Source organism: Acidobacteriota bacterium, assembly GCA_016712445.1.
Lineage (GTDB): Bacteria > Pseudomonadota > Alphaproteobacteria > Caulobacterales > Hyphomonadaceae > Hyphomonas.
This window is the reverse complement of record JADJRB010000001.1, coordinates 1,497,060-1,521,133: the sequence shown is the minus strand read 5'-3', so window position 1 is coordinate 1,521,133 and position 24,074 is coordinate 1,497,060. Positions and strand designations below refer to the sequence as shown.

Below are 24,074 nucleotides of genomic sequence, written 5' to 3'. Positions count from 1 at the left end.
CTTTCAGACTAAGCAGGTTAAGCCGGAGAGGCGAGGCGAAATGGCCGATACAGTGACTGGATCCGAAACCGCGGTGGCGGACGCCGAAGCCGCCGCCGAGGCGCTGGCCCGCGTGAAGTCGGAGATCGGCCGGGCCATCTTCGGCCAGGAACGCGTGATCGAACTGGCGCTCGCGGCGGTGCTGGCAGGCGGCCATGCGCTGCTGATCGGCGCGCCGGGCCTCGCCAAGACGCGCCTCGTGGAAGCGATGGGCACCGCCCTCGGCCTCGCCAACCAGCGCATCCAGTTCACGCCGGACCTGATGCCGTCCGACATCCTCGGATCCGAAGTGCTGGACGAGGCGCCGGGCGGGCAGCGCAGCTTCCGCTTCCTCAAGGGCCCGGTGTTCACGCAGCTGCTGATGGCCGACGAGATCAACCGCGCGAGCCCGCGCACCCAGTCTGCGCTGCTGCAGGCGATGCAGGAGAAGCATGTGACGGTGGCCGGCGTGCGCCACGACCTGCCGGCGCCCTTCCATGTGCTCGCCACCCAGAACCCGATTGAGCAGGAAGGCACCTATCCGCTGCCGGAAGCGCAGCTTGACCGCTTCCTGCTGAAAGTCGATGTGACCTATCCCGATCTCGATACCGAACGCCGGATCCTGATCGAGACGACGCGCGGCGCTGATGCGCCTGTGCGCCCGGCCCTGGATGCGGGACGCCTGATGGCGATCCAGGCGCTGGTGCGGCAGATGCCGGTCGGCGAAAAGATCGTGGGCGCGATCCTGAACCTGATCCGCGAAGCGCGGCCCGAACAGACGAGCGACGCGCGCGTGCGAAGGCTGGTTGACTGGGGCCCCTCCCCGCGCGCCGGACAGGCCTTGATGCTGGCGGCACGCTCGCGCGCGCTCCTGCGCGGACGCCTCGCGCCGTCGATGGAAGACGTTGAAGCGCTGGCCGAGCCCTGTCTCGGCCACCGGATGGCGATGCGCTACGATCCGACCGGCGAGGCGCCGAAGCTCAGTGACCTGATCAATGACCTGGCGAGGAAAGCCGGATGATCCTGCGCCTGTCGATAGGGGCATTCGTTTTCCTGGCGGCCGCCTGCACGGCGGCGCCCAAACCGGCCGAAGAGGCGCAAGGCTGGGCCTGCCGCGACGCGGTGCGGGAGGCAGTATCCTATGCCTATGCAATGGCGAAACACCGGGATGACCAGCGTGCGGTGATGCTGTTCCCGGCCGGCCCCGCGATGGCCGCGTATGAAGCCGAGACGAAGCGGCTGAGGGATGAAGGCGCGCGCCTTTTGGCGGCGCTGAAGCAGCACGATCCGGCTGCGTCCAGTCTCGCGCCGCTGGCACCGCCGCCGGTCGCGGGCCTGTCGGAGGCGCTGGTCGAGGAGAAGATCCTCAACGCGGACGCCTGCATGAACGCCGAGCCGGAGGCATTATCCGCCTGCGGACGAAGCCTGACGGAGGGCGCAGCCTATGCCCGCCAGCATGCGGCCACACGCGAGAAGCGGATGGAGGTGATGCGCTTTGCCTCGGAGGCCGCAATGAATGCCTATGTCGAGCGCACGGACTATTTCCAGGCCGCCGCGACCGAGATAGCCGGCATGCGCACCCTGATCGCGTATCGCTACAATCTGGCCGTGGCCGGGTCTGAGCCCGTGTTCGCCGAAACAAGCGACGAGGAAGCCGACCGGCGCATTGCGGACGCCAGAACCTGCGCGGCGCCGCTGGTGCGATGACCCCTGCTGCCGACCTTCGCGCCGAAGCCGAACGCCTGGCCCGGCAGCTGCCGGGGCTGAACTTCAAGGCGGAAGCCTCGGAGGCGGCGCATATCGGCTCGGCGGGGCGGCGGCGCGCGGGCGGCGGCGAGACCTTCTGGCAATACAGGCGGCATGCCCAGGAAGACGACGCCGCGCGCATCGACTGGCGCCGCTCGGCCAAGGGCGACGACCTGTATGTGCGCGAGACGGAACTCGAAACCGCCCGCACGGTGATGTTCTGGGCGGACGACCAGGCGGGCTTTCGCTGGAAGGGCGACGGCGACCTGCGCACCAAGGCGGAGGAAGCGATCCTCCTGATGCTGACGATGGCGATTCCGATGTCACGTGAGGGCGAGCGGATCGGCGCGCTTGGCTCTGGCCGCCGGCCGAGTTTCGGCAAGCGCGCCGTTGACCGGCTGGCGACCGACCTGATCCGTGGCACGGGCGGCGTGTTCCCCGCTCCGCCCCGCGCGGCCGCAACAATTATTGTTGCCTCGGATTTCTATGATCCGATCCCGGAATGGTCCGCCCGACTTGCGCCGCTTGCCGCGCGGTGCCCGGAAGGCGTGCTGCTCGCCGTATCGGCGCCGGTGGAGGTGGACTTTCCCTATGAAGGACGGGTGAAACTTTCGCGGCCGGGCGCCTCCATCGACCGCATCCTCGGACGCGCCGAGACGATGCGCGAGGAATACCAGCGTCGGTTTGCCGAGCAGCGCGCGGCGCTCGAAGCGCTGGCGCGCCGGATGGGCTGGGGTTTTGCCGCGCATGTCACCGGCACCCCCGCGATCGAAAGCGCCGCGCGGCTGAAGGCGGAAATCGAACAGTTCGGGGCAGCGCGGTGACAACGCTCGGCCCGTTCCTCCTCGGCGCGCCGCTGGCGCTGTTCGCCTTGCTCGCCCTGCCCCTGATCTGGTGGGTCCTGCGCGCCACACCGCCGGCGCCGAAGCAGGCGGAGTTGCCGTCGCTGCGGCTGCTCGAAGGCGCCGTGCCAATCGAGGAAACGCCGGCGCGCACGCCCTGGTGGGTGTGGCTCATCCGTACACTGGCGGTCGTGGCGGCGATCATCGGTCTTTCCCAGCCCGTCTACGCGCCGGGCGCGAAGGCCGGCGAGCTTGCCGAGCAGGGTCCGATCCTCATCGTCATCGACAATGGCTGGCCCTCGGCGCCGCGCTGGACCGAACTGACAAACGCCGCAAGTGCGACACTGGACGCGGGCAGCCGCGACACTGCGGTACACCTCCTGCTGACCGCTCCCCAGCAGCTGAACGCCGATCCCGCCGAGCGCCTGTCAAAGGCCGAACTCGACAAGCGCATCAACACGCTGCGCCCGCAGGCCTGGGGCACCGACCGCGCCGACGCGCTGAAACGCCTCGACGCGTCCGGCCTGAAACCCGCACGCATCTTCTGGGCAAGCGACGGCCTGGAGAATGGCGGCGGCACGGCGTTCGCCGCAGACCTCGCCGCGCGCGCACCCCTCACGGTATTTGCCGCGCCCGCAGAAGGCCCGGTCGCGATCACCGGACTGGCGGCGGAGACCGACGCGGTGACCGTTCGCCTTGCCCGCGCCGAATCGCATGGCACCGCCCGGGCGTTCGTGTCGGCGCAGACCCGCGACGGCTCGGCCATTGCGTCTGCAGAAGTCGTGTTCGAAGCGGGCGCGCGCGAGGCTGCCGCGCAGTTCGAGATTCCGGCGGCCGCCCTGGCGCGCGTCGCGCGGTTCAACGTGACCGGACGGTCCGGCGCCGGCACAGTCTGGCTCTGGGATTCGGTCGACCGCACCCGCCGGGCCGGCCTTGTCGACGAAGGCACGGCGGCGCAGCCCCTGCTGTCGGACATGCACTATATCCGCAAGGCGCTGGAGCCGTTCGCCTCCATCTCCTCGGGCGACATCGACACGGTCGTGGCGACCTCGCCGGACGCCATCATATTGTCCGACGTCGGACAAATCCCGGCGGCCGAAGTTGAAGTGCTCACCAAATGGGTGGAAGCGGGCGGCGCCCTGATCCGTTTCGCCGGACCGCGCCTCGCCGCGCAGGGCGACGAGCTCCTGCCGGTTCACCTGCGCCGCGCCTCGCGCGCCCTTGGCGGGACGCTCGCCTGGGAAGAGCCGCAGGGGCTTGCCGAATTCGAGAGCACGTCGCCGTTCTACGGGCTGCCCGTTCCGAAGGACATCAAGGTGCGCCAGCAAGTCCTGGCGAGCCCGGATACCGAGCTTTCCCGCAAGACCTGGGCGCGCCTCGACGATGGCTCGCCGCTGGTGACCGCCGATGCGCGCGGCAACGGCATGTTGATCCTGTTCCACGTCACCGCTGGTCCGGACTGGTCGGACCTGTCCTATTCGGGCCTGTTCGAGCAGATGCTCAGACGCGCGATCACCGCCGGGCGCGGCGAAGCCATCGAGGACACAGCCGGCACCTACACGCCGCAGCTCACGCTGGACGGCTTTGGCCGGCTGTCGGGGGCCAGCACCAGCGCGGCACCGATCAAGGCGACCGAGTTTTCCGCCACCTTGCCCTCCGAAATCCACCCGCCGGGCCTCTACCAGGGCCCCGCCGGCACGCGCGCGCTGAATGCCGGCGCCGGTGCGAAACCGGAGCTGATCGCGAATTGGCCGGCCTCCGCGCGGCTGCTGGGCGACGCCGAGGCGCGCTCGCTTCGCCTTGCGGGGCCGCTCCTGTCGCTGGCCGCCGGGCTGCTGGCGCTGGACCTGTTCATCGCCTTGTTCGTGGCCGGGCGGTTCCGCCGTTTCGGTGGCCGCGCGAAGACGGCGCAGGCTGGCGCCGCGCTGCTGGCGCTTGCGGCGGTTTCATTTGCTGCGCCGGACAGGGCCTACGCGCAGTATGACTACCAGATGATGCCCGATGGCACCTACCGGTCCGTATCCACCGCGTCCCGCGTGGTGCCGCTGCCCGGCACGGGAATGCCCGAGAAGCAGATCGAGGCAGCGCTCGAGATGCGCCTTGCCTATGTCGAAACCGCTGACAGCGCGCTCAACGCAAGGACACGCGCGGGGCTCATCGGCATTTCGAATATCCTCCTGATGCGGACGTCCGTTGAGCCGGCCGAGCCGCACGCGCTGAACCTCGAAACCGACGCGCTGGAGCTCTACCCGCTGATCTATTTCAACGTCCCCGGCAATGCGGCGCCCTTGTCCGACAAAGCGACCGCCAGGCTCAACGCCTACCTGCGCTCAGGCGGCGCGCTGCTGATCGACACGCGCGCCGGGGAGACGGCCGGCACGCAGACCGATGTGACGAAACTGGAAGCGCTGCTGGAAGGCCTCGACGTGCCGCCGCTTCAACCCGTTCCGAAGAACCATGTCCTGTCGCGCAGCTTCTACCTGATCGACGACTTCCCCGGCCGCTTTGCGGGTCGCCGCCTGTGGATCGAACAGACCGGGCAAGGCAACGCGCCGCGCGGCGACGGCGTCTCGCATGTCTTCATCGGCGATGCCGACTGGGCCTCTGCCTGGGCGGTCGACCAGAACGGACGTGACCTTTATTCCGTGGACGGAGGCAATGAACAGCGCGAGACGGCGCGGCGGTTCGGCGTCAACCTCGTCATGTATGTGCTGACCGGCAGCTACAAGGACGACCAGGTGCACGTGCCGGCGCTGCTTGAGCGACTCGGCGAGCGCGAAGGCCAGGGCGCTGACCCGCGCCTGCCTGTGCCGGACCCGGATGGCGGGCCGCAATGAACGAAGCGGTACGCCTCGGGTTTGAGCCGTTTCTCGGCTGGCCGCTGTTCTGGACTCTCGCGGGCCTGACGGCGTTGGCGTGGATTGCCTATTTCAGCCTGCGCGGCCGCGCCTGGCTGACGCGCGCCCTCGGCCTCCTTCTGCTCAGCGCGGCCCTGTTGAACCCGTCGCTCGTGCACGAGGAACGCGAGCCCCTGCCCTCGGTCGCCGCCGTCATTCTCGACCGGTCGGAAAGCATGCAGTTCGGCGACCGGTCGAAGGCCGCGGAGGCCGCCTACAAGGCGCTCGTCGCCAAACTCGGCGAAGACAAGACGCTGGAAGTGCGCACGCTCGAGACCAGTCCCGGCGATGACGGCACCTATCTCGACGGTGCGCTCGAAGGGCTGATGTCGGATGTTCCGCGCGACCGGATCGCGGGCGCGATCTTCATCACGGATGGCCAGATCCACGACCTTCCGGACCCGGATCGTACCGAGGCGCTGATCGGCCCCCTGCATGGCCTGATTGCCGGCGACGAGGACCGGGGCGATCGCAGCGTTCGCATCGTCAATGCGCCGAACTTCGGCATCGTCGGCGAAAGCGCAGACCTTGTCGTGCGGGTTGAAGACCCGCGCGGCGGCGAGGTTGACCTGCAGGTTTCACTGAATGGCGGCGCGCCGGTGCGTATCCGCGTGAAAGCAGGCGAAGACACGCCCATCCCGGTCGAGATCGAGCGGCGCGGCGAGAACATGGTGGTGATCGAGGCGCCGCCCGGGCCGGAAGAACTGACGCTCGCCAACAACCGCACCGCCATGACGATCGCGGGCGTGCGAGACCGGCTGCGCGTGTTGCTGGTCACCGGCAAGCCGAACCAGGCAGGCCGGGTCTGGCGCGACCTGCTGAAATCAGATCCGTCGGTCGACCTTGTCCACTTCACGATTCTGAGGCCACCCTTCAAGACCGACTATGCGCGGCCCGAGGAACTGGCGCTCATCGCCTTCCCGACCGAGGAACTGTTCGAACAGAAGCTGACCGAGTTCGACCTCATCATCTTTGACCAGTATGAGCGCCAGGGCGTCATCACGCAGGCCTATCTCGCCAACATGGCGCGCTATGTGGCCGATGGCGGCGCCTTGCTGATTGTCGCGGGCGAGCAGTTTGCGGGGCCGGCGAGCCTCGCGCGCTCGCCGCTCGCCTCGGTGCTGCCCGCCACTCCTACGGGGGTCATCCGTACCGGGAGCTTCAAGCCAAAGCTGACCGGGCCGGGCAAGCGCCATTCCGTCACCGCACCGCTGGATGACAGCCAATGGGGCGCCTGGATGCGCTATATCGAGGCGGATGCGGTGGCCGGCGACGTGCTGATCGCGGGACCGGAAGGGCGGCCGCTGCTGATCGTCGACCGCGTCGACAAGGGACGCGTCGGCATGCTGATGTCCGACCAGATCTGGCTCTGGGCCAGCGGCTATGACGGCGGCGGCCCGTTCGCCGAACTGATCCGCCGCATGGTGCACTGGATGATGAAGGAGCCGGAGCTCGAAGAGCGCCGCCTGTCGATCCAGGCCGATTCGGGAAAGGCGACGGTGGAGCTGCGCACGCTGCTCGACACGGCGCCGCCGCTCGAAATCGAGACGCCCGAAGGCGATACGCTCCGCCCGCGCTGGGTCAACCGCGGCCCCGGCACCTTCACTGCCGAAGCGTCCATCGACGAACTCGGCATCTATCGCGCCCGGTCGGGCGGCCTGGAGGCGATCGCGCTGAACGGCCCGGCGAACCCGCGTGAATATGCCGACCTGACATCGACCGCCGACCTGCTTGAGCCAGTAGCCCGGGCGACCGGCGGCGGGGTTCTCCGCCTGAACGCCGACGGCACCAACCTTCCGGAAATCCGCAGGATCGGCAACCAGCGGACAGCCGCCGGCAATGGCTGGATCGGCCTGCGCGAACGGGAGGCCTACGCGGTGCGCTCGTCGACCAGCCAGCCGCTGCTGCCGGGCCTGCTGGCGGCAGGCGCCCTGATCCTGATGCTGCTGCTCGCCTGGCGCCGGGAAGGCCGTTAGGCACGCCGCCAGGCGATCAGCATTGATTTGTATCAGGTTGCCGGTCAGATACGGAACAAAGGGGAAATTGGCGTCCATGGACGACTTCAGGGTACGTCTGAGCGAGGTGGACCTCGTTGACCGGCTGGCTTTGCCCGTGCCGGCGATCGTCGTCCAATCGGGCATCGGCGTCGCCTTCTTCGTCGGCGCGCTGGTCACGCGGGCCGCTGTCGACGTCGTGGCGACATCGGCTGGCCCCTTCTCCCTGATCTACCCCGCCGTGATGCTCGCGACCCTCTACGGCCGGTGGCAGGCGGGACTGATCACATGGCTGATAAGCTACCTGCACGCCTGGTACGTCGTGCTGCCGGTGCGCAATTCCTTCGAGTTCGCGGACCCGTCGGATTTCGCCCGCACGCTGGTCAACGGTGCAGCTTCGCTGGTGATCCTGTTCTTTGCTGAGGCCTTCCGGCGGGCTGTCCGGCGCGCCACGGAAGAACGCGACGCAGAGATCCAGACGCGGGACATGCTGCTCGGCGAGCTCGATCACAGGACCAAGAACAATTTCGCCATGGTGGCGAGCCTGCTGGACCTGCAGCGCCGCGCGACAAGCTCAGAAGAAGTCTCCGAAGCCCTGACACTCGCCTCCATCCGTGTGCAGAGTTTCGCAGCCATCCACGCGTCGATCTATTCCAAGGGTGCCTTCTCCGACGAGATCGAACTCAACGACTATCTGGGCCTGCTTGGACAGGAATTGTCAGCGGCCTTTTTCCCGGATGACCGGATCCGGATCGAGGTGGCCTGCGACCCGGTGAAGGTGCCGCGTGACCGGGCTGTCGCGCTCGGGCTGATCGTCAACGAGGCCGTCACCAATGCGGCCAAGCATGCGTTCTCGGAGGATGCATCCGGCAAGATCAGCGTGAAGTTCCAGTCGCCGCGCGGCGCGCCCTGGGTGTTGACGGTCGAGGATGATGGCCAGGGCACAAACCTCAAGAAACCTGCAGTGCCGGCCTCGAAAGGCGGTCTCGGATCGCGCCTGATCGCGGCCTTCGCGCAGAAGGCGGGCGGAACGCTTGAAACGGTTTCGTCCGGAGACGGAACGGTCGTCCGGTTGACCGGGACGGCCTGACGCCTCAGGCCGCCGTTACCAGTCCTTCCAGCTGGGAGGCATCGCCGGCCAGATCCTGGATCATCACGCGCGCCTGGTCTTGCGGTCCCGGAAAGGTCAGGCGGTTGCGGGGGGCGACCACGAACCCTGCCTTGCCGAACAGGCTCTTTGCGCCGATCAGGATGGCTGCCGGCCAGCCGGCTTCCTTGCCCGCGGCGAGCGCCGCCCGGGTAATCTCGAGGCTGAGAAAATTGCCGCGAAAGGCGGGGTCGACGGCAACCGGGCCGTAGAACAAAGCCGGAGACTTTGCCTCGCCCACGACGAGCGGCCAGACCCGGCACACGCCGACCACCCTGCCCTCGTGCAGCGCCACGCGGTTGATTTCAGGCAGGGAGGCCGAATTCTCGCGCAGCCGTTCGGCGGTCTTGGCAAAGTGGCCCGGGCCGAAGGTGCGGTCGAACAGGTCTTCGATCGCGTCGGCATGCAGGGCGGGGTTTTCGGGAACAATCTCGATCATGGCGCGCGCGTCTAGGGCGCATTGCCCGCCGCCGCAAGCGGAACCTCAGGGCGCGAACTCGGCGTCCGGATCCGTCAGCAGCGCATACGACACGTGTTTCTTGAGCTCTTCGGTCAGCTCAGCCGGGTCGCCCTTCAGCCGGTCAGGCGAAATCGGCTGGCCAAAGGTCATGCGGATCTTCGAACCGGTCTTGTTGAGGAGCTCATGGAACAGCGTGATGTCGCGCAACTCGTTGGAGAGGTCGCACAGGAGGTAATAGAGCGCCGAGTTGCGGGCATCGAGGTTGAGCGGCACCACCGGCGCGCCCTGCTTGCGGGCGAGCGCGACCACGGTCGGGAACCAGTCCTTCTCTTCCATCTGGCCGTTGACCTTCCGGGCCAGCCGGCCGGAGGGAAAGATCACCACGCACTTTTCCTGCGCGAAGGCTTCCCCGGCCCGCCTGAGGGTTTCGCGGGTCTTCGAGGGCGAGCGCTTGGCGACAACCCATTCGACCGGGATCAGCACATCCTCGAAGCGCGGGTTGACGCGGATCGCGTCGGCATTGGCGAAGAAGATGATGTCCTCGCGCTTCTGTTTCAGCAGGTCCCACACCGCGACCCCGTCAGCGAGGCCGGTCGGGTGATTCGCCGCCACGATGCAGCGCCCCGTGGCCGGCAGCCGGTCGAGGCCGGACACCGACATGTCGAAGGACAACTGCGCCGACAGAAGGTCAAACGATTCCCGGCCGGTCAGCTGCACGATCTCGTCGGCCATCGTGCGGGCCTTGCTGTAACCCAGCATGCCGTAGAGGACCGGACGGGCCAGCGGCCAGAGCGGGCTGGCACGCAGTTTCGGGCAGCGCTCTTCGATCAGCACATCAACGATGTGCAGGTCGCCGCGCTCCTCCGCGGGCAGGAACGCCGACAGCGTGCCGGATTTGGCACCGGGAGTGACGGTTTCGTCGGTCATTGCCTGCTTGCCTGCCTCCCCGAGCCCGCTTTGCGGTGCCCGTGCAGCATAGGGCCGCCCCTTCCGGCTGCAAAGGGACAGGAACAGGCGCCTCAGGGCAAAATAAATTCGCGAAAAGTGCGATCTGGCCAGTTTTCAACACTTCGGAAAGTTTCGCTTTACCAAGGCGCAAGACGCGCGTGGCATGGTGAACCCATCACGGGGCCCGGCTTAACGCTTCTGCCCCATCGCCAGTTTCCTAATCGGGGTAGTGTAGATGAAAGTTCTGTGGGTTGAGGATCATGAGCCGGTGCGCGACATGCTGGCGATTGCGGCTGACAAGGCCGCCCGCGCGCGCGTTCAGGTTGACCTCGTGATGGCACCGACCCTGATGGCGGCCGAGATGCGCCTGCGTCTCGAGCGCTTCGACCTCGTCGTGCTCGACCTCGGCCTGCCGGACAGCATGGACGCCGACATGACCATCGCCCGCGTCGCCAACATGGGCAAATACCGGATCGCCGTCGTCTCCTCGCAGGAAAACCGCGACCAGGCCGTCGCCTCCGCCGTCCGCTGCGGCGCCAACATTCACCCGCAGGCGGTGTTCAAGGCCAACCTGCCGTTCAACCGCTTCATCCAGCGGCCGGAGTCCTTCGAGGACTTCTTCATGGAACTGATGCCCGCCGCCGGCGCCGTCAGCGCCCCCGCCCGCTCCGCCCGGGCCGCCTGACGCCGAGGCTTGCACGCTTCAGCCCCTGATTGCTAAGCCGCCCGGGAGACTGCTTCCGGGCGGCTTGTCGTTTCCGGCCTCCGCCGCCAAGGTAACATCATGGACATCTTCGCATCGCCCGTGACGCTGGGCCTTCTGGCCCTCAACGTGGCCGCCAGCCTGATTGCCTTCAGCAATCCCGCCTTCATGCACCAGAACGTGCTCTGGGTCGGCCCGATGCGGAAGCAGGGCGAATGGTACCGCGCGCTCAGCTCCGGCTTCCTGCACGTCAACGGGCCCCACCTGTTCCTCAACATGTACGGCCTCTGGATGTTCGGGCCGATCTGCGAATACGTGCTCGGCGGGGTCGGGTTTGCGATCGTCTACTTCTCCGCCCTGCTCGGCGGTAGCGCCTGGGCCTACCTGCACAACATGGGCGACGACCAGTACCGCGCCGCTGGCGCCTCGGGCGCCCTTTCCGGCATCATCCTCGCCTTCTGCCTCTTCGCGCCGTTCAGCATGATCTATGCGCTGTTCGTGATCCCCATGTGGGGCATCGTGTTCGGCATCCTGTACGTCGTCATCAGCTATATCTTCTCGATGCGCGCCGATCGCATCATCGGCCATGAGGCGCACCTTGGCGGCGCGGTTGCCGGCGTCATTGCCACGCTCGTCGTCCGCCCCGAAACCTGGAGCGAGTTCATGACGCAGGCGTCCGAAAAGTTCGCGGCCTACCTTGGCTGACGCGCGGACCGGCAGCGTAAGGGCGCGCTATGATGCGCGGGTGGCCAGCGGCACGCTGACCGGCGACGCCGCGCAGGCCGCAGCGGCCAGCCGCCTTGATGACCTCGCCGCAGCCTTGGCGCATCCGCAGAAGAAATCCCTGTTCGGAAAACCGCCGCCGCCCGTGCGCGGTTTGTACCTTTGGGGAGGCGTCGGGCGCGGCAAGTCCATGCTGATGGACCTGTTCTTTGCCGGGGCCGGCGTCGCCTCCAAGCGCCGCGTCCACTTCCATGAATTCATGGCCGAAGTGCATGAGCGCCTCGATGTCTGGCGCCGCCTCAGCGACACCGAGCGCCGGCGCTCGCCCTTCCACGTGCGCGGCGCGGGCGATGACCCGATTGCGCCGGTCGCGCGGCAGGTGGCAAGCGAAGCACGGCTGCTCTGTTTCGATGAGTTCCAGGTCAACCAGATCGCCGATGCGATGATCCTCGGCCGCCTGTTCGAGGCGCTTTTCGGCGAAGGCGTCACCGTCGTGGCGACCTCCAACCGCCACCCCGATGACCTCTACAAGGACGGGATCAACCGCGCGCTCTTCCTGCCCTTCATCGAACGCCTGAAGGAACGCTGCGACGTGTTCGAACTGGCGGCCGCGCGCGACTACCGGCTTGACCGGCTGGTCGAGGCGCCTGTCTGGTACGCCCCGCTTGGCGCCGGCAGCGCGGCGGCGCTGGACCTGGCCTGGGACCGCCTGACCCTGGGCGCGGAGCCGCAGCGCTGCGTGCTCACCGTCAAGGGCCGCAAGCTGGACATCGCGCGCGAAGCGGCCGGCGTCGCCCGGCTGACCTTCGAGGAACTGTGCGCCCGCCCGCTCGGCTCGCTCGACTATCTCGCCGTTGCGGCGACCTTCCACACGGTCATCCTTGAGAGCATTCCCCTGCTCACCCCCGACCGGCGCAACGAAGCGGCCCGGTTCGTGGCGCTGATCGACGCGCTCTACGAAGCGCGCACCAAGCTCGTCGCGAGCGCCGCTGCCGAGCCAGACCGGCTTTATCCGGACGGCGACGGCGCCTTCGAGTTCCAGCGCACCGCCAGCCGTCTTTTCGAGATGCGGTCGGCTTCCTACATGGCGGAGGAACGGCGAAATCTGGCGCCGGACTGACCCCCAATTCCGTTGGGCGGCCCCCTTCCCTATGTTTGCCCCAATTCCTATTTATGCACGGACGCAATGACTGAATTGCGCCTCTCCGGCGGCGACGTTGCTGCCATGCAGGACTAAGGTGCCGGGGAAGTTCCAGAATTAGAGGCGTGCCGCCGCAAACGGGACATGCCCTGAACAGGAGGACGAACTATGGCGAACGCGCCAACCAAAGCAGGCTCCGTGGCGCTCAGTCCGGAACAGGGACTCAGCCGGTATCTCAGTGAGATCCGCAAGTTCCCGATGCTCGAGAAAAACGAAGAATTCATGCTGGCCCGCCAATGGCGCGACCATGAAGATACCGAGGCGGCCGAGAAGATGGTCACCTCCCACCTTCGCCTCGTCGCGAAGATCGCCATGGGCTATCGCGGCTACGGCCTGCCGATGGCCGAGGTGATCTCTGAAGGCAACGTGGGCCTGATGCAGGCGGTCAAGAAATTCGACCCCGAGAAGGGCTTCCGCCTCGCCACCTATGCGATGTGGTGGATCCGTGCCGCCATCCAGGAATATATCCTGCGTAGCTGGAGCCTCGTGAAACTCGGCACCACCGCGGCCCAGAAGAAGCTGTTCTTCAACCTGCGCCGCCTGAAAGGCGAGATGCAGGCGCTGGAAGAAGGCGACCTCAAGCCCGAACAGGCCCGCCTGATCGCCGAGAAGCTGAACGTCACCGAGGCCGAAGTGTTCTCGATGAACGGGCGCATGTCCGGCTCGGACGCCTCGCTGAACGTGCCGATGGGCACCGACGGCGACATGGAATGGCAGGACTGGCTGGCCGATGACGAACCCGGCACGGCCGAGACTTTCGCCAACCGCCAGGAACTCGACAGCCGCATGGAGCTGCTCACCCGCTCGATGGAAGATCTCTCCGAGCGCGAGCGCCATATCCTGACCGAGCGCCGCCTGATCGACGAGCCGAAAACGCTGGAAGAACTCTCCGACCAGTACGGCGTCAGCCGCGAACGCATCCGCCAGATCGAAGTGCGCGCCTTCGAGAAGCTTCAGAAAACGATGAAGCGCCTTGCCAAGGAACAAGGCCTGCCGGTTGGCGACTGATCGCCTGAACCTGATCCGCATCACCGAAAGCCGCGACCCCCGGGTCGCGGCTTTTGCGTCCATCCGCGAGCGCGACCTGGCGGACGGCCATGGCGGCCGTTTCATCGTCGAAGGCAAGGTGACGCTGGACACCCTGCTGACGCGCGGGCGGTTCGAGGTCGAAAGCCTGTTCCTCTGCGAGACGCGGCTTGCGCCGCTCGCCGACATCCTGGCGAAAGTACCGGACGGCGTACCGGTCTATGTGGCGCCGCAGGGTGTGATGGACGAGGTGGCCGGCTTCCCCATGCACCGGGGCGTGCTCGCCTGCGGCCTAAAGGGCGCGCCGCTTCGCCCGGCAGATGTTCTGCCTGCGGACGGTCGCTCCACCGCGCTTCTGCTCGCGGGCCTTTCCAACCATGACAATGTCGGCGCCTGTTTCCGCAACGCCGCCGCCTTCGGCGCCTCCGCCGTGCTGCTGGACGACACAAGCTGCGACCCGCTCTACCGCAAGGCCATCCGCGTCTCCTCCGGCACGGCGCTCTGGATGCCCTTCAGCCATGCCGGCACCGGCGCCTCCCTGATCGAAACCGCTGAAGCCACCGGCCACGAAGTCTGGGCGCTGACACCGGACCCGCGCGCCGCGCCGCTGCCCTCAATGAAAGTTCCGCCTCGCGTGGCCTTGCTGATGGGTGCCGAAGGCCCCGGCCTGCCATCCAACCTGATCGCCCGCGCCCGCCCCGTGCGTATTCCGATGACGGACGGTTTCGACAGCGTGAACGTGGCCACGGCCGCGGCGATTGCACTGAGCCATGCGTGGAATGCGCGGCATGGTCTCCTGCCTCCCCCACCCTAGCCCTCCCCAAAATGGGGAGGGGACCGGCTGCATTGTCTTGCAGAGCTCGCTCTTCACAAAAGCTGACATGTCCCCTCCCCTTTATGGGGAGGGTTAGGGTGGGGGAGGCAAAAGAAAAAGGCGCGGATAAAAACCCGCGCCTCTTCCGTCTACATACAAATAAGGTGGATCAAAAAACCCGCGGCCGTTCGTTGCGCTCAACATGCAGGCCGCACTCGGTCTTGTCCTGCCCGGCCCAGCGGCCGGCGCGCGGATTGTTCGGATCGTCCGCAGGCTGAGTGCATGGCCAGCAGCCGATGGACGGATAACCCTGCGCGACCAGCGGGTGACGCGGTAGGTTACGCTGTTCCAGGAACAGGTCCACATCGTCCTGGTTCCAGCCGGCCAGCGGGTTCACCTTGTAACGGCCGGACGCAAATTCGAACACCGGCAGGCTCATCCGGGCGCCGCCATGGAAGCGTTTGCGCCCCGTGATCCAGGCCGAGTAGCCTTCCAGCGCCGGCTCCAGCGGGCGCACCTTGCGCAGGTCGCAGCAGGCATCCGGGCTTGAATTCCAGAGCTTGTTCTTCGGGTCTTCCAGCAGACGCTCACCCTCATTCGGCACCAGCGTGCGCACACCGGTCAGGCCGAGGCGCTCGATCAACTCGTCGCGGTAGTCCAGCGTCTGCGGAAAGTGCATGCCGGTATCGATAAACTGGATCGGCAGCGACGGATCGACATCCGCGATCAGCGCCAGCATCACGGCGCTCTCCGCGCCAAAGCTCGACACATAGGTCAGGTCGCCTGCCCACTCGCGCACGATCGCCGCGCGCAGGATGGTCTGCGCCGAGGCCTGACGCAGCTCGCCGTTGAGGCGCGCGAGCCGGACGGACGGATCCGTTGCCGGGCTTTCAATCAGGGTATCGAAGGGCATGCGCCTCAGGCTCCGGTTCGTTTGCGGAAGACTGCCGCCGGGCCCTTTGCTGAAGGTTGGTAGACTTCAGAATACTCGGCTAACGCTTCCTGCACCTCAGATACGGTGGCGCGGGTGGTTTCGTAAGCATCGAACCCTGAACGGTGCATGTAGAATATCTGATCGCGCAGGACATGGCCCACCGCCCGCAGCTCGCCGGCATAGCCAAAACGCCGGCGCAGCAGCTGGGCCTGGCTGAAGCCGCGGCCATCCGTGTATTTCGGGAACGTGACTTCGATCAGACCGAGTTCCTCAAGGTAAGGCGCCAGGCGGGCCGGATCATCCTCAGGGCCGAGGCGCACACCCTCGGGGCCGGGCTCGTTCGCCTGCTCCTGCTTCAGCGCGAGGAAGCGCGTCAGCGACACCGTCACCTTGCTGTGGTCCGGCAGCGCCGCCCCGTCCGCGACGTGCATCCACTCGTTGGCGATCTCGTCGCCCTTCTTAACCAGCGGCATACAGCACCTCCTGGAACGGCGCATGGCCAAGACGCTCGAGCGTGTCGATGAATTTCTCCGCCGGCGAGGTGCGCTGCGCCCGGTAGTATTCCACGACGCGGTGAATGGCGCCGGGCACCTCTTCCGCCTTCAGGCCGGGGCCGACGATCTCGCCCAGCGCCGCCTTCTCGTCGGCCCGCCCGCCGAGCAGGATCTGGTAGAATTCCTCGCCCTTCTTGTCGACGCCGAGGATGCCGATATGGCCGACATGGTGGTGCCCGCAGGCATTGATGCAGCCGGACACATTGATGTGCAGCTTGCCGATGTCTTCCTCATAGGCCGGGTCCGCGAACACCTTCTGCACTTCCAGCGCCACCGGGATGGAGCGCGCATTCGCGAGGTTGCAGAAGTCGAGACCGGGGCACACGATCATGTCGGTGATCCGGCTTTCGTTTGCGGCGGCGAGCCCTGCAGCATCCAGCGCTTTGTAAACTTCAGGCAGATCATCCAGCGCGACATGCGGGAGGATCAGGTTCTGCGCATGGCTGACGCGGATATCTCCGTACCCGTACTTTTCAGCGAGGTCCGCCACAACTTCCATCTGCTTGTCCGTCGCATCGCCCGGCGCCACGCCTAGCGGCTTCAGGCTGACCGTGACAGACGTATAGCCGGTCACCTTATGCGGGTGCAGGTTCGCCCGCGTCCAACGCGCAAAGGCTGCATCCGACACTTTCGCAGCTTCAAAGGCCGGCGACTCTCCCGGCTTCTCCACAAGCGGCGGCGGCGCAAAATAGGCATGGATGCGCGCCACCTCCTCCGCCGGAAGATCAATCTTCTCATCTGCGCGCTGCGCCGCAAATTCTTCCTCGACCTGGCGGATATATTCCGCCTCGCCAAGTTCCGTCACGAGGATCTTGATGCGCGCCTTGTACTTGTTGTCGCGCCGGCCATAGCGGTTGTACACGCGCATGATCGCCTCGAGGTAATCGAGGATCTGCGTCTCCGGCACGAACGGGTTCACCAGAGTCGCGATCACCGGCGTGCGCCCCTGCCCGCCGCCCACCCAGACTTCAAACCCCGTCACGCCGTCCTTCTGGCGGATATGCAGGCCCACATCATGCACACGGATCGCCGCGCGGTCATGCTCGGCCGCCGTCACAGCAATCTTGAACTTGCGCGGAAGGAAAGCGAATTCCGGATGGAACGTGCTCCACTGCCGGATGATCTCGCACCAGGCGCGCGGGTCGACCAATTCGTCCTGCGCCGCCCCGGCAAAATGATCCGTGGTCGTATTGCGGATACAGTTGCCGGAGGTCTGGATGGCGTGCATCTCGACCTCTGCCAGCTTCTCCAGCACATCCGGAATATCCTTCAGCGCCACCCAGTTGAACTGGATGTTCTGGCGCGTGGTGAAGTGTCCGAAGCCCTTGTCATAGTCGCGCGCAATTTCGGCCAGACGGCGCAGTTGCACCGGCGAAAGCTGGCCATACGGGATCGCGATGCGCAGCATGTAGGCGTGCAGCTGCAGGTACACCCCGTTCTGCAAGCGCAGCGGCTTGAACTCATCCTCCAGCAACGCGCCGGACAGCCGCCGCGCCACCTGCCCGCGGAACTGCGCCACACGCTCGCGCACGATCTGCGCATCGAACTGGTCGTATCTATACATGTGTCACCTCATGCAGGTGCGGCAGACCCAATTCCAGCTCGCAGCGCGCCACCCATCCGTGTACGGCCGGAAACTCACCGAGATCAAAGCCGCCCTCATGCGCCATGCGCGTATAGGCCAGCAGCGCGATATCCGCGAGCGTCAGCGCCGCGCCGCCCGCAATGAAGTCACTCGAAATCAGCGCCATCTCCATCCGCCCCAGCGCCCGGCGCCCCTTGGCCATCAGGTCGGCGTCAATCGCGTCGTCGGATTTCTTCAGGTAGTGCTTCTGAAAGCGGCGCACGGCAATCGTCGGCTCATGCGAATACTGTTCCCAGAACATCCATTCCAGCATCTTCGCCCGCTCGAAGCCGTCCTGCGGAATCAGGTCGGACCCCTCTGCCAGATACAGGATAATCGCATTCGACTGCGACAGCGTGCGCCCGTCCTCGAACTGCACGACCGGCACCTGTCCGAACGGATTCAGCGCCAGGAAGTCATCCGTACGCGTCTCACCCTTCAGGATATCGACCTCGATCCACGCGTGCGCATGGCCCAGCCGCTCGGCCACCCATTTCACTTTCAGGCAATTTCCCGAAATGCTGTCACCAAAGATCCGGATCATGCCTTCACCCCGTAGGCCAGCGCCGGATCGGCGCGCATCGATTCGCGCAGCGTCTCGCGGCCCGCGATCGCGCCCGTCTCGCTCACTTCCATGAAATAAGGATCGGTAATCAGGCCTTCCTGCTTCAGCGCTGCCGCAAGGCGCACCTCCGCCTCATCGCCGGTGAACACGCCGAGCGTTGCGGCATCATCCGTCCACGACCCATCGGCGCACATCCAGGCCGACCGGCCGGTCGCCGTGAACCAGGCCGTCACCGCCTTCGGTGTCTCGGGTTTCAGCTTCGGGCGTACCGACGTCATCTCAGTCCTCCAGCGCCAGCGCTTCGATGCGCGGCGATCCGCCAAATTCCGGCGGCAGGAACTGGCTGATCTGAACCGCCGAGAGCGGCAGGCCCGCCACTTCGCCGATGATCAGCAAGGCCGGCCCGCCAATGCCCTCTTCCTCGATCAGGAACGGCAGTTCGGACAACTCCCCGAACACGCGGAGTTCCTCCGGGCGCGTACCATTCTCGATCACCGCAATCGGCGTGCGCCCGTCACGTCCCGCCGCGATCAGCCGCTCGGCAATGATCGGCGCCGTCTCGACGCCCATGAACACCACCACCGTCTGGCCCGGCCGGGCGAGCGCCGCCCAGTCGAGATCCGGCACGCCGCCCGCCTTGGCATGGCCGGTCACGAAGGTCAGCGTCTGGGCGTGGTCGCGGTGGGTCAGCGGAATGCCCGCCGAGGCCGCACATCCGAGGGCGGACGATATGCCCGGCACCACATGCACGGCCACACCGGCCTCGCGCACCGCTTCCAGCTCCTCGCCGCCGCGCCCGAAGATGAACGGGTCGCCGCCCTTCAGCCGCACCACGCGCAGACCTTCGCGCGCCGACGCCACCAGCCGGTGCTGAATCTCCGCCTGCGGAACAGAATGGTCACCCTTCGATTTGCCCACCGGCACGCGCGCCGCATCCCGGCGCACGAGGCCAAGGATTTCCGGGCTCACAAGACGGTCGTAGTAAACGACGTCCGCCTCCTGCATCACGCGCAGGGCCTTCATGGTCAGCAGTTCCGGATCGCCCGGCCCGGCGCCCACGATATGCACGACGCCCGATGCGCGCGCCGGCGCCGCTGCCGCCGTCTTCAACAGGTCTTCGGCTCTCCCCAGGTCGCCGGCATAGGCCGCTTCCGCCGCCGGGCCAGACAGCGCCCGTTCCCAGAACCGGCGCCGCACGGCCTTGTCCTTGATCGCGACCGCCACAAACGGCCGAAGCCGCCCGGCCAGCGCCGCGAGGTCGCCGATCCGCGCCGGCAGCAGCGCTTCCAGTTTCGCCCGCACGGCTTTCGCCAGCACCGGCGCCGTACCATTCGAGCCGACCGCCGCGACGATGCCGTCCCGGTCGACAATCGACGGCACGGTGAAATCGCACAGCTCCGGCTGGTCGACGACGTTCACCGGAATCCCGCGCGCGCGCACGGCCTGCAGCGCGGCGTCCCGCGCCGCGGCGTCTTCCTCGGCGATGATCGCCAGTTTCGCGCCCTCAAGGGCGGCCTCGCGGTCGAACACTTGCACGCGCCCGGCAAATTCGCCGTCCGGCGCGCCGCCGACCTGAACCAGCTCGGCCGGCGAGGAAACCAGCAGGCGCAGCTTGCGCGCCGCCTCTTCCCCGCTGCCGAAGACGACGATGCGGGCGCCCTCGAGATTGAAGAATGCCGGAAACTGGCGCATGGGGCGCAACTCTCTTGTTTAGCTGTTCTGGAGGGATACATGCACACAGCGCCCTTGACGACCCCGCAGCAACGGGCAACCCCTAAGCCGATCTTTTAGAGAAACTATCGATGTCCGAGCCCACCGACCGCCTGCCCCCGCTCAACGCCCTGCGCGCTTTCGAAGCGGCCGCCCGGCGCCTGTCGTTTACGCAGGCGGCAGAGGAGCTGAACGTCACGCCCGGCGCGATTTCCCAGCAGATCCGGCAGCTGGAAGACTTCGCAGGCACCCCGCTGTTCAAGCGCACGGGGCGTTCCGTCCTGCTCACCGACGCGGCGCAGGCGAGCCTTCCCCTCGTGCGCGAGGCGTTCGAGCGGATTTCCGAGGCCGGCCGGATCATGCAGGCCCCTGCCCGCAAGGGGCGCGTCATGGTTTCCAGCGCGCCGTCCTTCGCGGCCAAGTGGCTGGCGCCCCGCCTCGAAAAGTTCAACCAGTTGAACGAAGGCATCGAGGCCTGGATTTCGGCCGACATGTCCCTCACCGATTTCAACACCGCCGATGCCGATCTCGCCATCCGCTACGGGCGCGGAAACTACGACGGCCTGAAGTCGGAAAAACTGCTGGACGAGACGGTGCTGCCCGTCTGTTCGCCGCGCCTGCTTGAAGGTCCGGACGCGATCCGCAAGCCGGAAGACCTCGTGAAACATACCCTGCTGCACGACGAGAGCTCCGAGAACGACCCCTCCTGCCCCGACTGGGCCAGCTGGCTGCGCGCGCACGGCGTCTCCGGCGTCGATGGCACGCGCGGCCCGCGCTTCAACCAGGGCATCCTGGTGATCGAGTCGGCGGCGGCCGGGCGCGGCGTGGCGCTCGCCAAGCAGGCCATCGCGTCAAACGACATCGCCGCAGGCCGCCTCGTCGCTCCGTTCGCCAATGGGTCGATCCCGATCGATTTCGGTTACTGGCTCGTCTGGCCCAAGGGCCGCCACCTGACGCCCGACGTGCGTGCCTTCATCAAATGGATCAAGGACGAGGCCGCCAGCAGCGAAATCGTCGGCGTCTGACCCGGCCCGTCACGAAGCTCGCCCTGCGCTGAAAACCGCTGCGCAAGTTCCGCCTTGCGCAACAAAACCACCTCAATTCTCCCCATCCCGAACATTTATTTCCCGTGTCATCCCGGCGAAAGCCGGGACCCAGACTTCCTTGTTCCTGCTTGCAATTTTTCGCACGCGCGCACGCATGGACGTCTACACGACCGTCCACACCAGAACTATTTTCAGCCAATCCAATCCGGCGGGCCCCGCAGCGGATCTATACTCCGCCGATGTCCACTTTCCTCAGCATACGGAACTACGTGTACTTCCGGCATCTCTTCGATGCCGTGCACCCGTTGTTCTGGCCGGTGCTCTACTGGCAGCTGAAGGCAGCGTGGCTTTCCCTCCAGCGCGAGAAGCTTACCAGCGTGATGCTCGCCGTCACCTGGTGGGGCGGCGTGCGCATCGTCTATCGCGGCGACAAGATCGAGACGCCGAAACACGATCCCCTCGCGCCGCTCAGGCCACGCTTCGACGACCCCATCTGGTCCACCCGCCTCCCGGCCTGTCTCGACACAATCGCCACATCGCGGCTCTTTCCAATCCTCCCCCTTTTCACGGGGGAGGTGTCACCGCAGGTGACGGAGGGGGCGCGCCCTCGCCACCCCATCCCCAACACCTCGTAGGGCGGGATTCACCCCGCCATCCGCCCAGCCCGTACTGCGCCTCCTTGGCCCGCTCATCCCGGCGAAAGCCGGGAACCAGAGCAGAGGCAAGCGCAACACGGCAAGGCTGGGTCCCGGCCTGCGCCGGGGTGAGCGGAGACTTGAAACTGGGAATTGAACCGGCCAGCCCCGCTGCGCCGGCCGCTTCTGCTGTTTGAAATCGAAAATCGCCGCGCTCTAAAGCGCCGCATCCACCAGCAGGAAAGCCGCGAGGCGGGCGCTGGCATTGCGGCTGGTGCTCTGCGTCTGCTCCAGCGCGACCAGCGCATCGGCTTCTTCCATGATCGCGAACTGGCGCGCCATGTCCATCAGCTTGCTGTCGCCGCGCAGGCGGTGAGACACGCGCTCGACTTCCTTGCTCGCCTGGTCCTTGATCGCTTCGCGGCGCGGCGCGTCGCCTTTCGTCGCCGCGGCGGCGATCCGCTTTTTCGACCGTGGACGGAAGATCTCACCGAGCGGAATGCCCGAGGTCTGCAGCCGGTTGACCAGCGCCTCGGCGATCTGCTCGCGGTCGAGCGGTGCGCCGCCGGTCTCTTCGCGCGAAATGTCGGAGATGATGTCGCGCAGGGCCGACCCGTTGCTGCCGTTCGACAGCATGTCGCTGGCACGCCGGCGCGGCGGCTCTGGCGGCGCCTGCTGGTCCTCGTGGCGGCGGCGCAGCATCAGCGGTTCGCTGCCCTGCGAAGTCGTATCCCGTCCCAGCACCAGCGGCGGCTCGCCGCCCGTTTGGCCCGCGCTGGCGGCAATCACGGCATCCGCGCTCGCTTCGAACAGGTCATCATCGATCGACGATCTTGCAGGCGCGGTCCGGCCATTGCCGTTGGAGTACGTGGCTGCGAGGCCGTTGCCGCCGGCATGGCCATTGGCGCTGTGGCCGTTCGCGCCATGGCCGTGGGAGGCATGGCCGTTAGTGTATGGCGCCTGGGGCGCGGCAAGGCTGGTCCGCTGGGCGGGCGCGGGAATGGTCTGCATCGGCTCGGCCGGCGAAATGCCGGTACGCCGTTCGAGGCTCTCGCCTTCAATCCGCGCGGCATAGCTGGCCGTGCGCAAGGCATAGGCCGCCTGCTCGCCGGCTTCACGCAGGCGGGCCAGTGCGCGGGCTGCTTCTTCAGCTGCGCCGCGGGTCGCAGAATTGATTTCGGCATTGGCCTGTCGGGCGCCGTCGATCGCCGAAGCGACTGCGCCTTTCAGGGCATCGCCGGTCGTCGCCGCCGCCGCGGCCGCCACTTCGCTGGCGCGCACGGCGGCGTCCACCGTTCGGCGAGATTGTTCAAGCTTGTCCTCGATCCGCGTGATCGAGAAGGTCAGCGCCTCGGTCCGCGTCGCCGCTTCGCGCGCAAGCCCGTCGAGCGCATCGAGCCGGCGTCCAAGGTCGTCGCCTGCTCGCTGCATGGCGCCGAGCCGGTTCTCCAGCGCGGTGTCTGCGCGGCCGACTTCGTCGCTCGCCTGGCGCGCGGCCGTCACCATCATCTGGGCCTGACGCGGAATGGCTTCGCTCATGGTGCTGATCTGGCTGCGCAGTTCGCGCGCCAGCGCTTCCAGCGCCTGGCGTTCGGCGGCCAGCCGCGTGGCAAGGTCGCGCGCGTTGTCCGACGTCGCGTAGGAAACAGATTCAAGCCGCAGGCGTTCGTCGCCGATCTCGGCCGCCATCGCCTTCATGGCCGTCAGCGCATGCGCCATCGCCAGGTCCACTTCGGCGGCGGCCTGTTTCATCTGCTCGGCAAAGGCGATGCCTTCGGTGCCGGCTTCGCGGGCGGGCGCCATCAGACGCGACGTCGCTTCGAGCACCAGCGCATTTGCGGCGGCCGCACGTTTGGTCGACCGGCCCATGAACCCGGCCATGACGATCAGGAACGCCGGAACGAGCGCGGCAATTCCGCCGGCCGCAACGAGGTAGGGCGAAAACTGCGCCGTCAGCGACATGCCGCCGAGACCGAGGAATCCGAGCACGACCCCGCCGAGCCAGAGCGCAGCGACGAAGAAGGCCGCCCCGACCATCCATCCGCCACCGTGCTGTGCCATCTCATAATTCTGAGAAGCCTGGTGGCGCACAAGGTCGTCCCGGCCCGAAGGGCGCGCGGAGGATGCGTCTGTCATATCCAAAGTATAACGCGCCTCGTGTGTTGCTGCGAGGGCAGATTACACGCCGGGAGGTTAAGCCTTTGCAGGATTCCTCAGCCGAAAACGGCCGTCAGCACGGAGTCTTCCGCCGGCTTGTCGTCCTTGTCAGACGAGTCGGGCGCAAATTCGAGGCCGATCCAGGCAAGAATCATGGCCAGGACCAGATTGCGGATGAGGATGAGCAGGTTGGTCATCGCGGTGTCCCCGAAAGCGAAATGCGGCGATTTCGTCCGCATTGGCGCTGCCTCTAGCAGATTTGAGGGTTTTCGACAATCGATATCCCGCGAACTTTTTGCGCCGTCCGGTTCGTTAACAGGATGCTAATGC

The 24,074-nt window shown here is 66.7% G+C and carries 23 protein-coding genes; 13 read left to right on the top strand and 10 right to left on the bottom strand.

The annotated features are described in order from the left end of the window. Positions 1-40: 40 nt before the first annotated feature. The 6 genes from IPK75_07755 to IPK75_07730 all read left to right on the top strand — a co-directional run bounded on the left by IPK75_07755 (position 41) and on the right by IPK75_07730 (position 8,587). Positions 41-1,039 carry a MoxR family ATPase gene (locus IPK75_07755; protein ID MBK8198249.1) on the top strand — a complete coding sequence of 333 codons (999 nt, stop codon included), beginning with the start codon at positions 41-43 and terminating at the stop codon, positions 1,037-1,039. Continuing rightward, positions 1,036-1,725 carry a hypothetical protein gene (locus IPK75_07750; protein MBK8198248.1) on the top strand — a complete coding sequence of 230 codons (690 nt, stop codon included), beginning with the start codon at positions 1,036-1,038 and terminating at the stop codon, positions 1,723-1,725. Before IPK75_07755 ends, IPK75_07750 begins: the two co-directional genes overlap by 4 nt. Further along, complete coding sequence (locus tag IPK75_07745; protein MBK8198247.1) at positions 1,722-2,588, top strand: DUF58 domain-containing protein; 867 nt, start codon at positions 1,722-1,724, stop codon at positions 2,586-2,588. The genes IPK75_07750 and IPK75_07745 overlap by 4 nt, the downstream gene beginning before the upstream one ends. After that, positions 2,585-5,443, top strand: coding sequence for a DUF4159 domain-containing protein (locus IPK75_07740; GenBank protein ID MBK8198246.1), 2,859 nt, complete (start codon positions 2,585-2,587; stop codon positions 5,441-5,443). Before IPK75_07745 ends, IPK75_07740 begins: the two co-directional genes overlap by 4 nt. Further along, positions 5,440-7,479, top strand: coding sequence for a hypothetical protein (locus tag IPK75_07735; protein ID MBK8198245.1), 2,040 nt, complete (start codon positions 5,440-5,442; stop codon positions 7,477-7,479). The genes IPK75_07740 and IPK75_07735 overlap by 4 nt, the downstream gene beginning before the upstream one ends. 76 nt (positions 7,480-7,555) lie before the next feature. Then, on the top strand, positions 7,556-8,587 hold the full coding sequence (locus IPK75_07730; protein ID MBK8198244.1) for an ATP-binding protein: 1,032 nt from the start codon (positions 7,556-7,558) through the stop codon (positions 8,585-8,587). Between the two features lie 4 nt (positions 8,588-8,591). Here IPK75_07730 and IPK75_07725 read toward each other — a convergent pair whose 3' ends face one another. Together IPK75_07725 and IPK75_07720 are read right to left on the bottom strand one after the other, a co-directional pair. Further along, positions 8,592-9,083, bottom strand: a complete 492-nt coding sequence (locus tag IPK75_07725; protein MBK8198243.1) for an N-acetyltransferase — start codon at positions 9,081-9,083, stop codon at positions 8,592-8,594. A 45-nt stretch (positions 9,084-9,128) separates the two neighbouring features. Beyond that, on the bottom strand, positions 9,129-10,031 hold the full coding sequence (locus IPK75_07720) for a 1-acyl-sn-glycerol-3-phosphate acyltransferase (protein MBK8198242.1): 903 nt from the start codon (positions 10,029-10,031) through the stop codon (positions 9,129-9,131). 256 nt (positions 10,032-10,287) lie between these two features. Here IPK75_07720 and IPK75_07715 point away from each other — a divergent pair, with 256 nt between their 5' ends. The 5 genes from IPK75_07715 to IPK75_07695 all read left to right on the top strand — a co-directional run bounded on the left by IPK75_07715 (position 10,288) and on the right by IPK75_07695 (position 14,519). Then, positions 10,288-10,737 (top strand): response regulator transcription factor, encoded by a 450-nt coding sequence (locus tag IPK75_07715; protein ID MBK8198241.1) that lies wholly within the window; start codon positions 10,288-10,290, stop codon positions 10,735-10,737. A 99-nt stretch (positions 10,738-10,836) separates the two neighbouring features. Continuing rightward, positions 10,837-11,460 carry a rhomboid family intramembrane serine protease gene (locus IPK75_07710; GenBank protein MBK8198240.1) on the top strand — a complete coding sequence of 208 codons (624 nt, stop codon included), beginning with the start codon at positions 10,837-10,839 and terminating at the stop codon, positions 11,458-11,460. Further along, positions 11,453-12,598 carry an AFG1 family ATPase gene (locus tag IPK75_07705; protein MBK8198239.1) on the top strand — a complete coding sequence of 382 codons (1,146 nt, stop codon included), beginning with the start codon at positions 11,453-11,455 and terminating at the stop codon, positions 12,596-12,598. The genes IPK75_07710 and IPK75_07705 overlap by 8 nt, the downstream gene beginning before the upstream one ends. A 189-nt stretch (positions 12,599-12,787) precedes the next feature. Beyond that, positions 12,788-13,687, top strand: coding sequence for an RNA polymerase sigma factor RpoH (rpoH, locus tag IPK75_07700; protein MBK8198238.1), 900 nt, complete (start codon positions 12,788-12,790; stop codon positions 13,685-13,687). Positions 13,688-13,691: 4 nt separating this feature from the next. After that, a complete protein-coding gene (locus IPK75_07695) occupies positions 13,692-14,519 on the top strand; it encodes an RNA methyltransferase (protein ID MBK8198237.1) in 828 nt (275 codons plus the stop codon). A 169-nt stretch (positions 14,520-14,688) separates the two neighbouring features. Here IPK75_07695 and IPK75_07690 read toward each other — a convergent pair whose 3' ends face one another. From IPK75_07690 to cobA, 6 genes are read right to left on the bottom strand one after another with little or no spacing between them, the layout of a single operon-like run. Next, positions 14,689-15,432, bottom strand: coding sequence for a phosphoadenylyl-sulfate reductase (locus IPK75_07690; protein MBK8198236.1), 744 nt, complete (start codon positions 15,430-15,432; stop codon positions 14,689-14,691). Between the two features lie 5 nt (positions 15,433-15,437). Next, on the bottom strand, positions 15,438-15,926 hold the full coding sequence (locus IPK75_07685) for a DUF934 domain-containing protein (GenBank protein ID MBK8198235.1): 489 nt from the start codon (positions 15,924-15,926) through the stop codon (positions 15,438-15,440). Next, positions 15,913-17,571: a nitrite/sulfite reductase gene (locus IPK75_07680; GenBank protein MBK8198234.1), complete on the bottom strand. Its 1,659-nt coding sequence runs from the start codon at positions 17,569-17,571 to the stop codon at positions 15,913-15,915. Before IPK75_07680 ends, IPK75_07685 begins: the two co-directional genes overlap by 14 nt. Beyond that, positions 17,564-18,175, bottom strand: a complete 612-nt coding sequence (locus IPK75_07675) for a glutathione S-transferase family protein (protein ID MBK8198233.1) — start codon at positions 18,173-18,175, stop codon at positions 17,564-17,566. Before IPK75_07675 ends, IPK75_07680 begins: the two co-directional genes overlap by 8 nt. Further along, on the bottom strand, positions 18,172-18,474 hold the full coding sequence (locus tag IPK75_07670) for a DUF2849 domain-containing protein (GenBank protein ID MBK8198232.1): 303 nt from the start codon (positions 18,472-18,474) through the stop codon (positions 18,172-18,174). Before IPK75_07670 ends, IPK75_07675 begins: the two co-directional genes overlap by 4 nt. 1 nt (position 18,475) lies before the next feature. After that, on the bottom strand, positions 18,476-19,888 hold the full coding sequence (cobA, locus tag IPK75_07665) for a uroporphyrinogen-III C-methyltransferase (GenBank protein MBK8198231.1): 1,413 nt from the start codon (positions 19,886-19,888) through the stop codon (positions 18,476-18,478). Between the two features lie 110 nt (positions 19,889-19,998). On the opposite strand from cobA, the gene gcvA reads away from it, so the two are divergent. After that, positions 19,999-20,931, top strand: coding sequence for a transcriptional regulator GcvA (gene gcvA / locus IPK75_07660; GenBank protein MBK8198230.1), 933 nt, complete (start codon positions 19,999-20,001; stop codon positions 20,929-20,931). Between the two features lie 260 nt (positions 20,932-21,191). Further along, positions 21,192-21,587, top strand: a complete 396-nt coding sequence (locus IPK75_07655; protein MBK8198229.1) for a hypothetical protein — start codon at positions 21,192-21,194, stop codon at positions 21,585-21,587. Positions 21,588-21,803: 216 nt separating this feature from the next. On the opposite strand, the gene IPK75_07650 is transcribed toward IPK75_07655, so the two are convergent. Then, positions 21,804-23,723, bottom strand: coding sequence for a hypothetical protein (locus IPK75_07650; GenBank protein MBK8198228.1), 1,920 nt, complete (start codon positions 23,721-23,723; stop codon positions 21,804-21,806). Between the two features lie 77 nt (positions 23,724-23,800). Next, positions 23,801-23,941, bottom strand: coding sequence for a hypothetical protein (locus IPK75_07645; GenBank protein ID MBK8198227.1), 141 nt, complete (start codon positions 23,939-23,941; stop codon positions 23,801-23,803). Between the last annotated feature and the right edge of the window lie 133 nt (positions 23,942-24,074).

Excerpts from the sequence above, each read along its gene's own strand:
- IPK75_07755 (MBK8198249.1), top strand. The coding sequence starts at position 41 with ATGGCCGATACAGTGACTGGATCCGAAACCGCGGTGGCGGACGCCGAA.
- IPK75_07710 (MBK8198240.1), top strand. The coding sequence starts at position 10,837 with ATGGACATCTTCGCATCGCCCGTGACGCTGGGCCTTCTGGCCCTCAAC.
- IPK75_07750 (MBK8198248.1), top strand. The coding sequence starts at position 1,036 with ATGATCCTGCGCCTGTCGATAGGGGCATTCGTTTTCCTGGCGGCCGCC.
- rpoH (MBK8198238.1), top strand. The coding sequence starts at position 12,788 with ATGGCGAACGCGCCAACCAAAGCAGGCTCCGTGGCGCTCAGTCCGGAA.
- IPK75_07685 (MBK8198235.1), bottom strand. The coding sequence starts at position 15,926 with ATGCCGCTGGTTAAGAAGGGCGACGAGATCGCCAACGAGTGGATGCAC.
- IPK75_07725 (MBK8198243.1), bottom strand. The coding sequence starts at position 9,083 with ATGATCGAGATTGTTCCCGAAAACCCCGCCCTGCATGCCGACGCGATC.
- IPK75_07715 (MBK8198241.1), top strand. The coding sequence starts at position 10,288 with ATGAAAGTTCTGTGGGTTGAGGATCATGAGCCGGTGCGCGACATGCTG.
- IPK75_07745 (MBK8198247.1), top strand. The coding sequence starts at position 1,722 with ATGACCCCTGCTGCCGACCTTCGCGCCGAAGCCGAACGCCTGGCCCGG.
- IPK75_07675 (MBK8198233.1), bottom strand. The coding sequence starts at position 18,175 with ATGATCCGGATCTTTGGTGACAGCATTTCGGGAAATTGCCTGAAAGTG.
- IPK75_07680 (MBK8198234.1), bottom strand. The coding sequence starts at position 17,571 with ATGTATAGATACGACCAGTTCGATGCGCAGATCGTGCGCGAGCGTGTG.
- IPK75_07650 (MBK8198228.1), bottom strand. The coding sequence starts at position 23,723 with ATGACAGACGCATCCTCCGCGCGCCCTTCGGGCCGGGACGACCTTGTG.
- IPK75_07730 (MBK8198244.1), top strand. The coding sequence starts at position 7,556 with ATGGACGACTTCAGGGTACGTCTGAGCGAGGTGGACCTCGTTGACCGG.
- IPK75_07735 (MBK8198245.1), top strand. The coding sequence starts at position 5,440 with ATGAACGAAGCGGTACGCCTCGGGTTTGAGCCGTTTCTCGGCTGGCCG.
- IPK75_07645 (MBK8198227.1), bottom strand. The coding sequence starts at position 23,941 with ATGACCAACCTGCTCATCCTCATCCGCAATCTGGTCCTGGCCATGATT.
- gcvA (MBK8198230.1), top strand. The coding sequence starts at position 19,999 with ATGTCCGAGCCCACCGACCGCCTGCCCCCGCTCAACGCCCTGCGCGCT.
- IPK75_07690 (MBK8198236.1), bottom strand. The coding sequence starts at position 15,432 with ATGCCCTTCGATACCCTGATTGAAAGCCCGGCAACGGATCCGTCCGTC.
- IPK75_07670 (MBK8198232.1), bottom strand. The coding sequence starts at position 18,474 with ATGACGTCGGTACGCCCGAAGCTGAAACCCGAGACACCGAAGGCGGTG.
- IPK75_07720 (MBK8198242.1), bottom strand. The coding sequence starts at position 10,031 with ATGACCGACGAAACCGTCACTCCCGGTGCCAAATCCGGCACGCTGTCG.
- IPK75_07655 (MBK8198229.1), top strand. The coding sequence starts at position 21,192 with ATGTCCACTTTCCTCAGCATACGGAACTACGTGTACTTCCGGCATCTC.
- cobA (MBK8198231.1), bottom strand. The coding sequence starts at position 19,888 with ATGCGCCAGTTTCCGGCATTCTTCAATCTCGAGGGCGCCCGCATCGTC.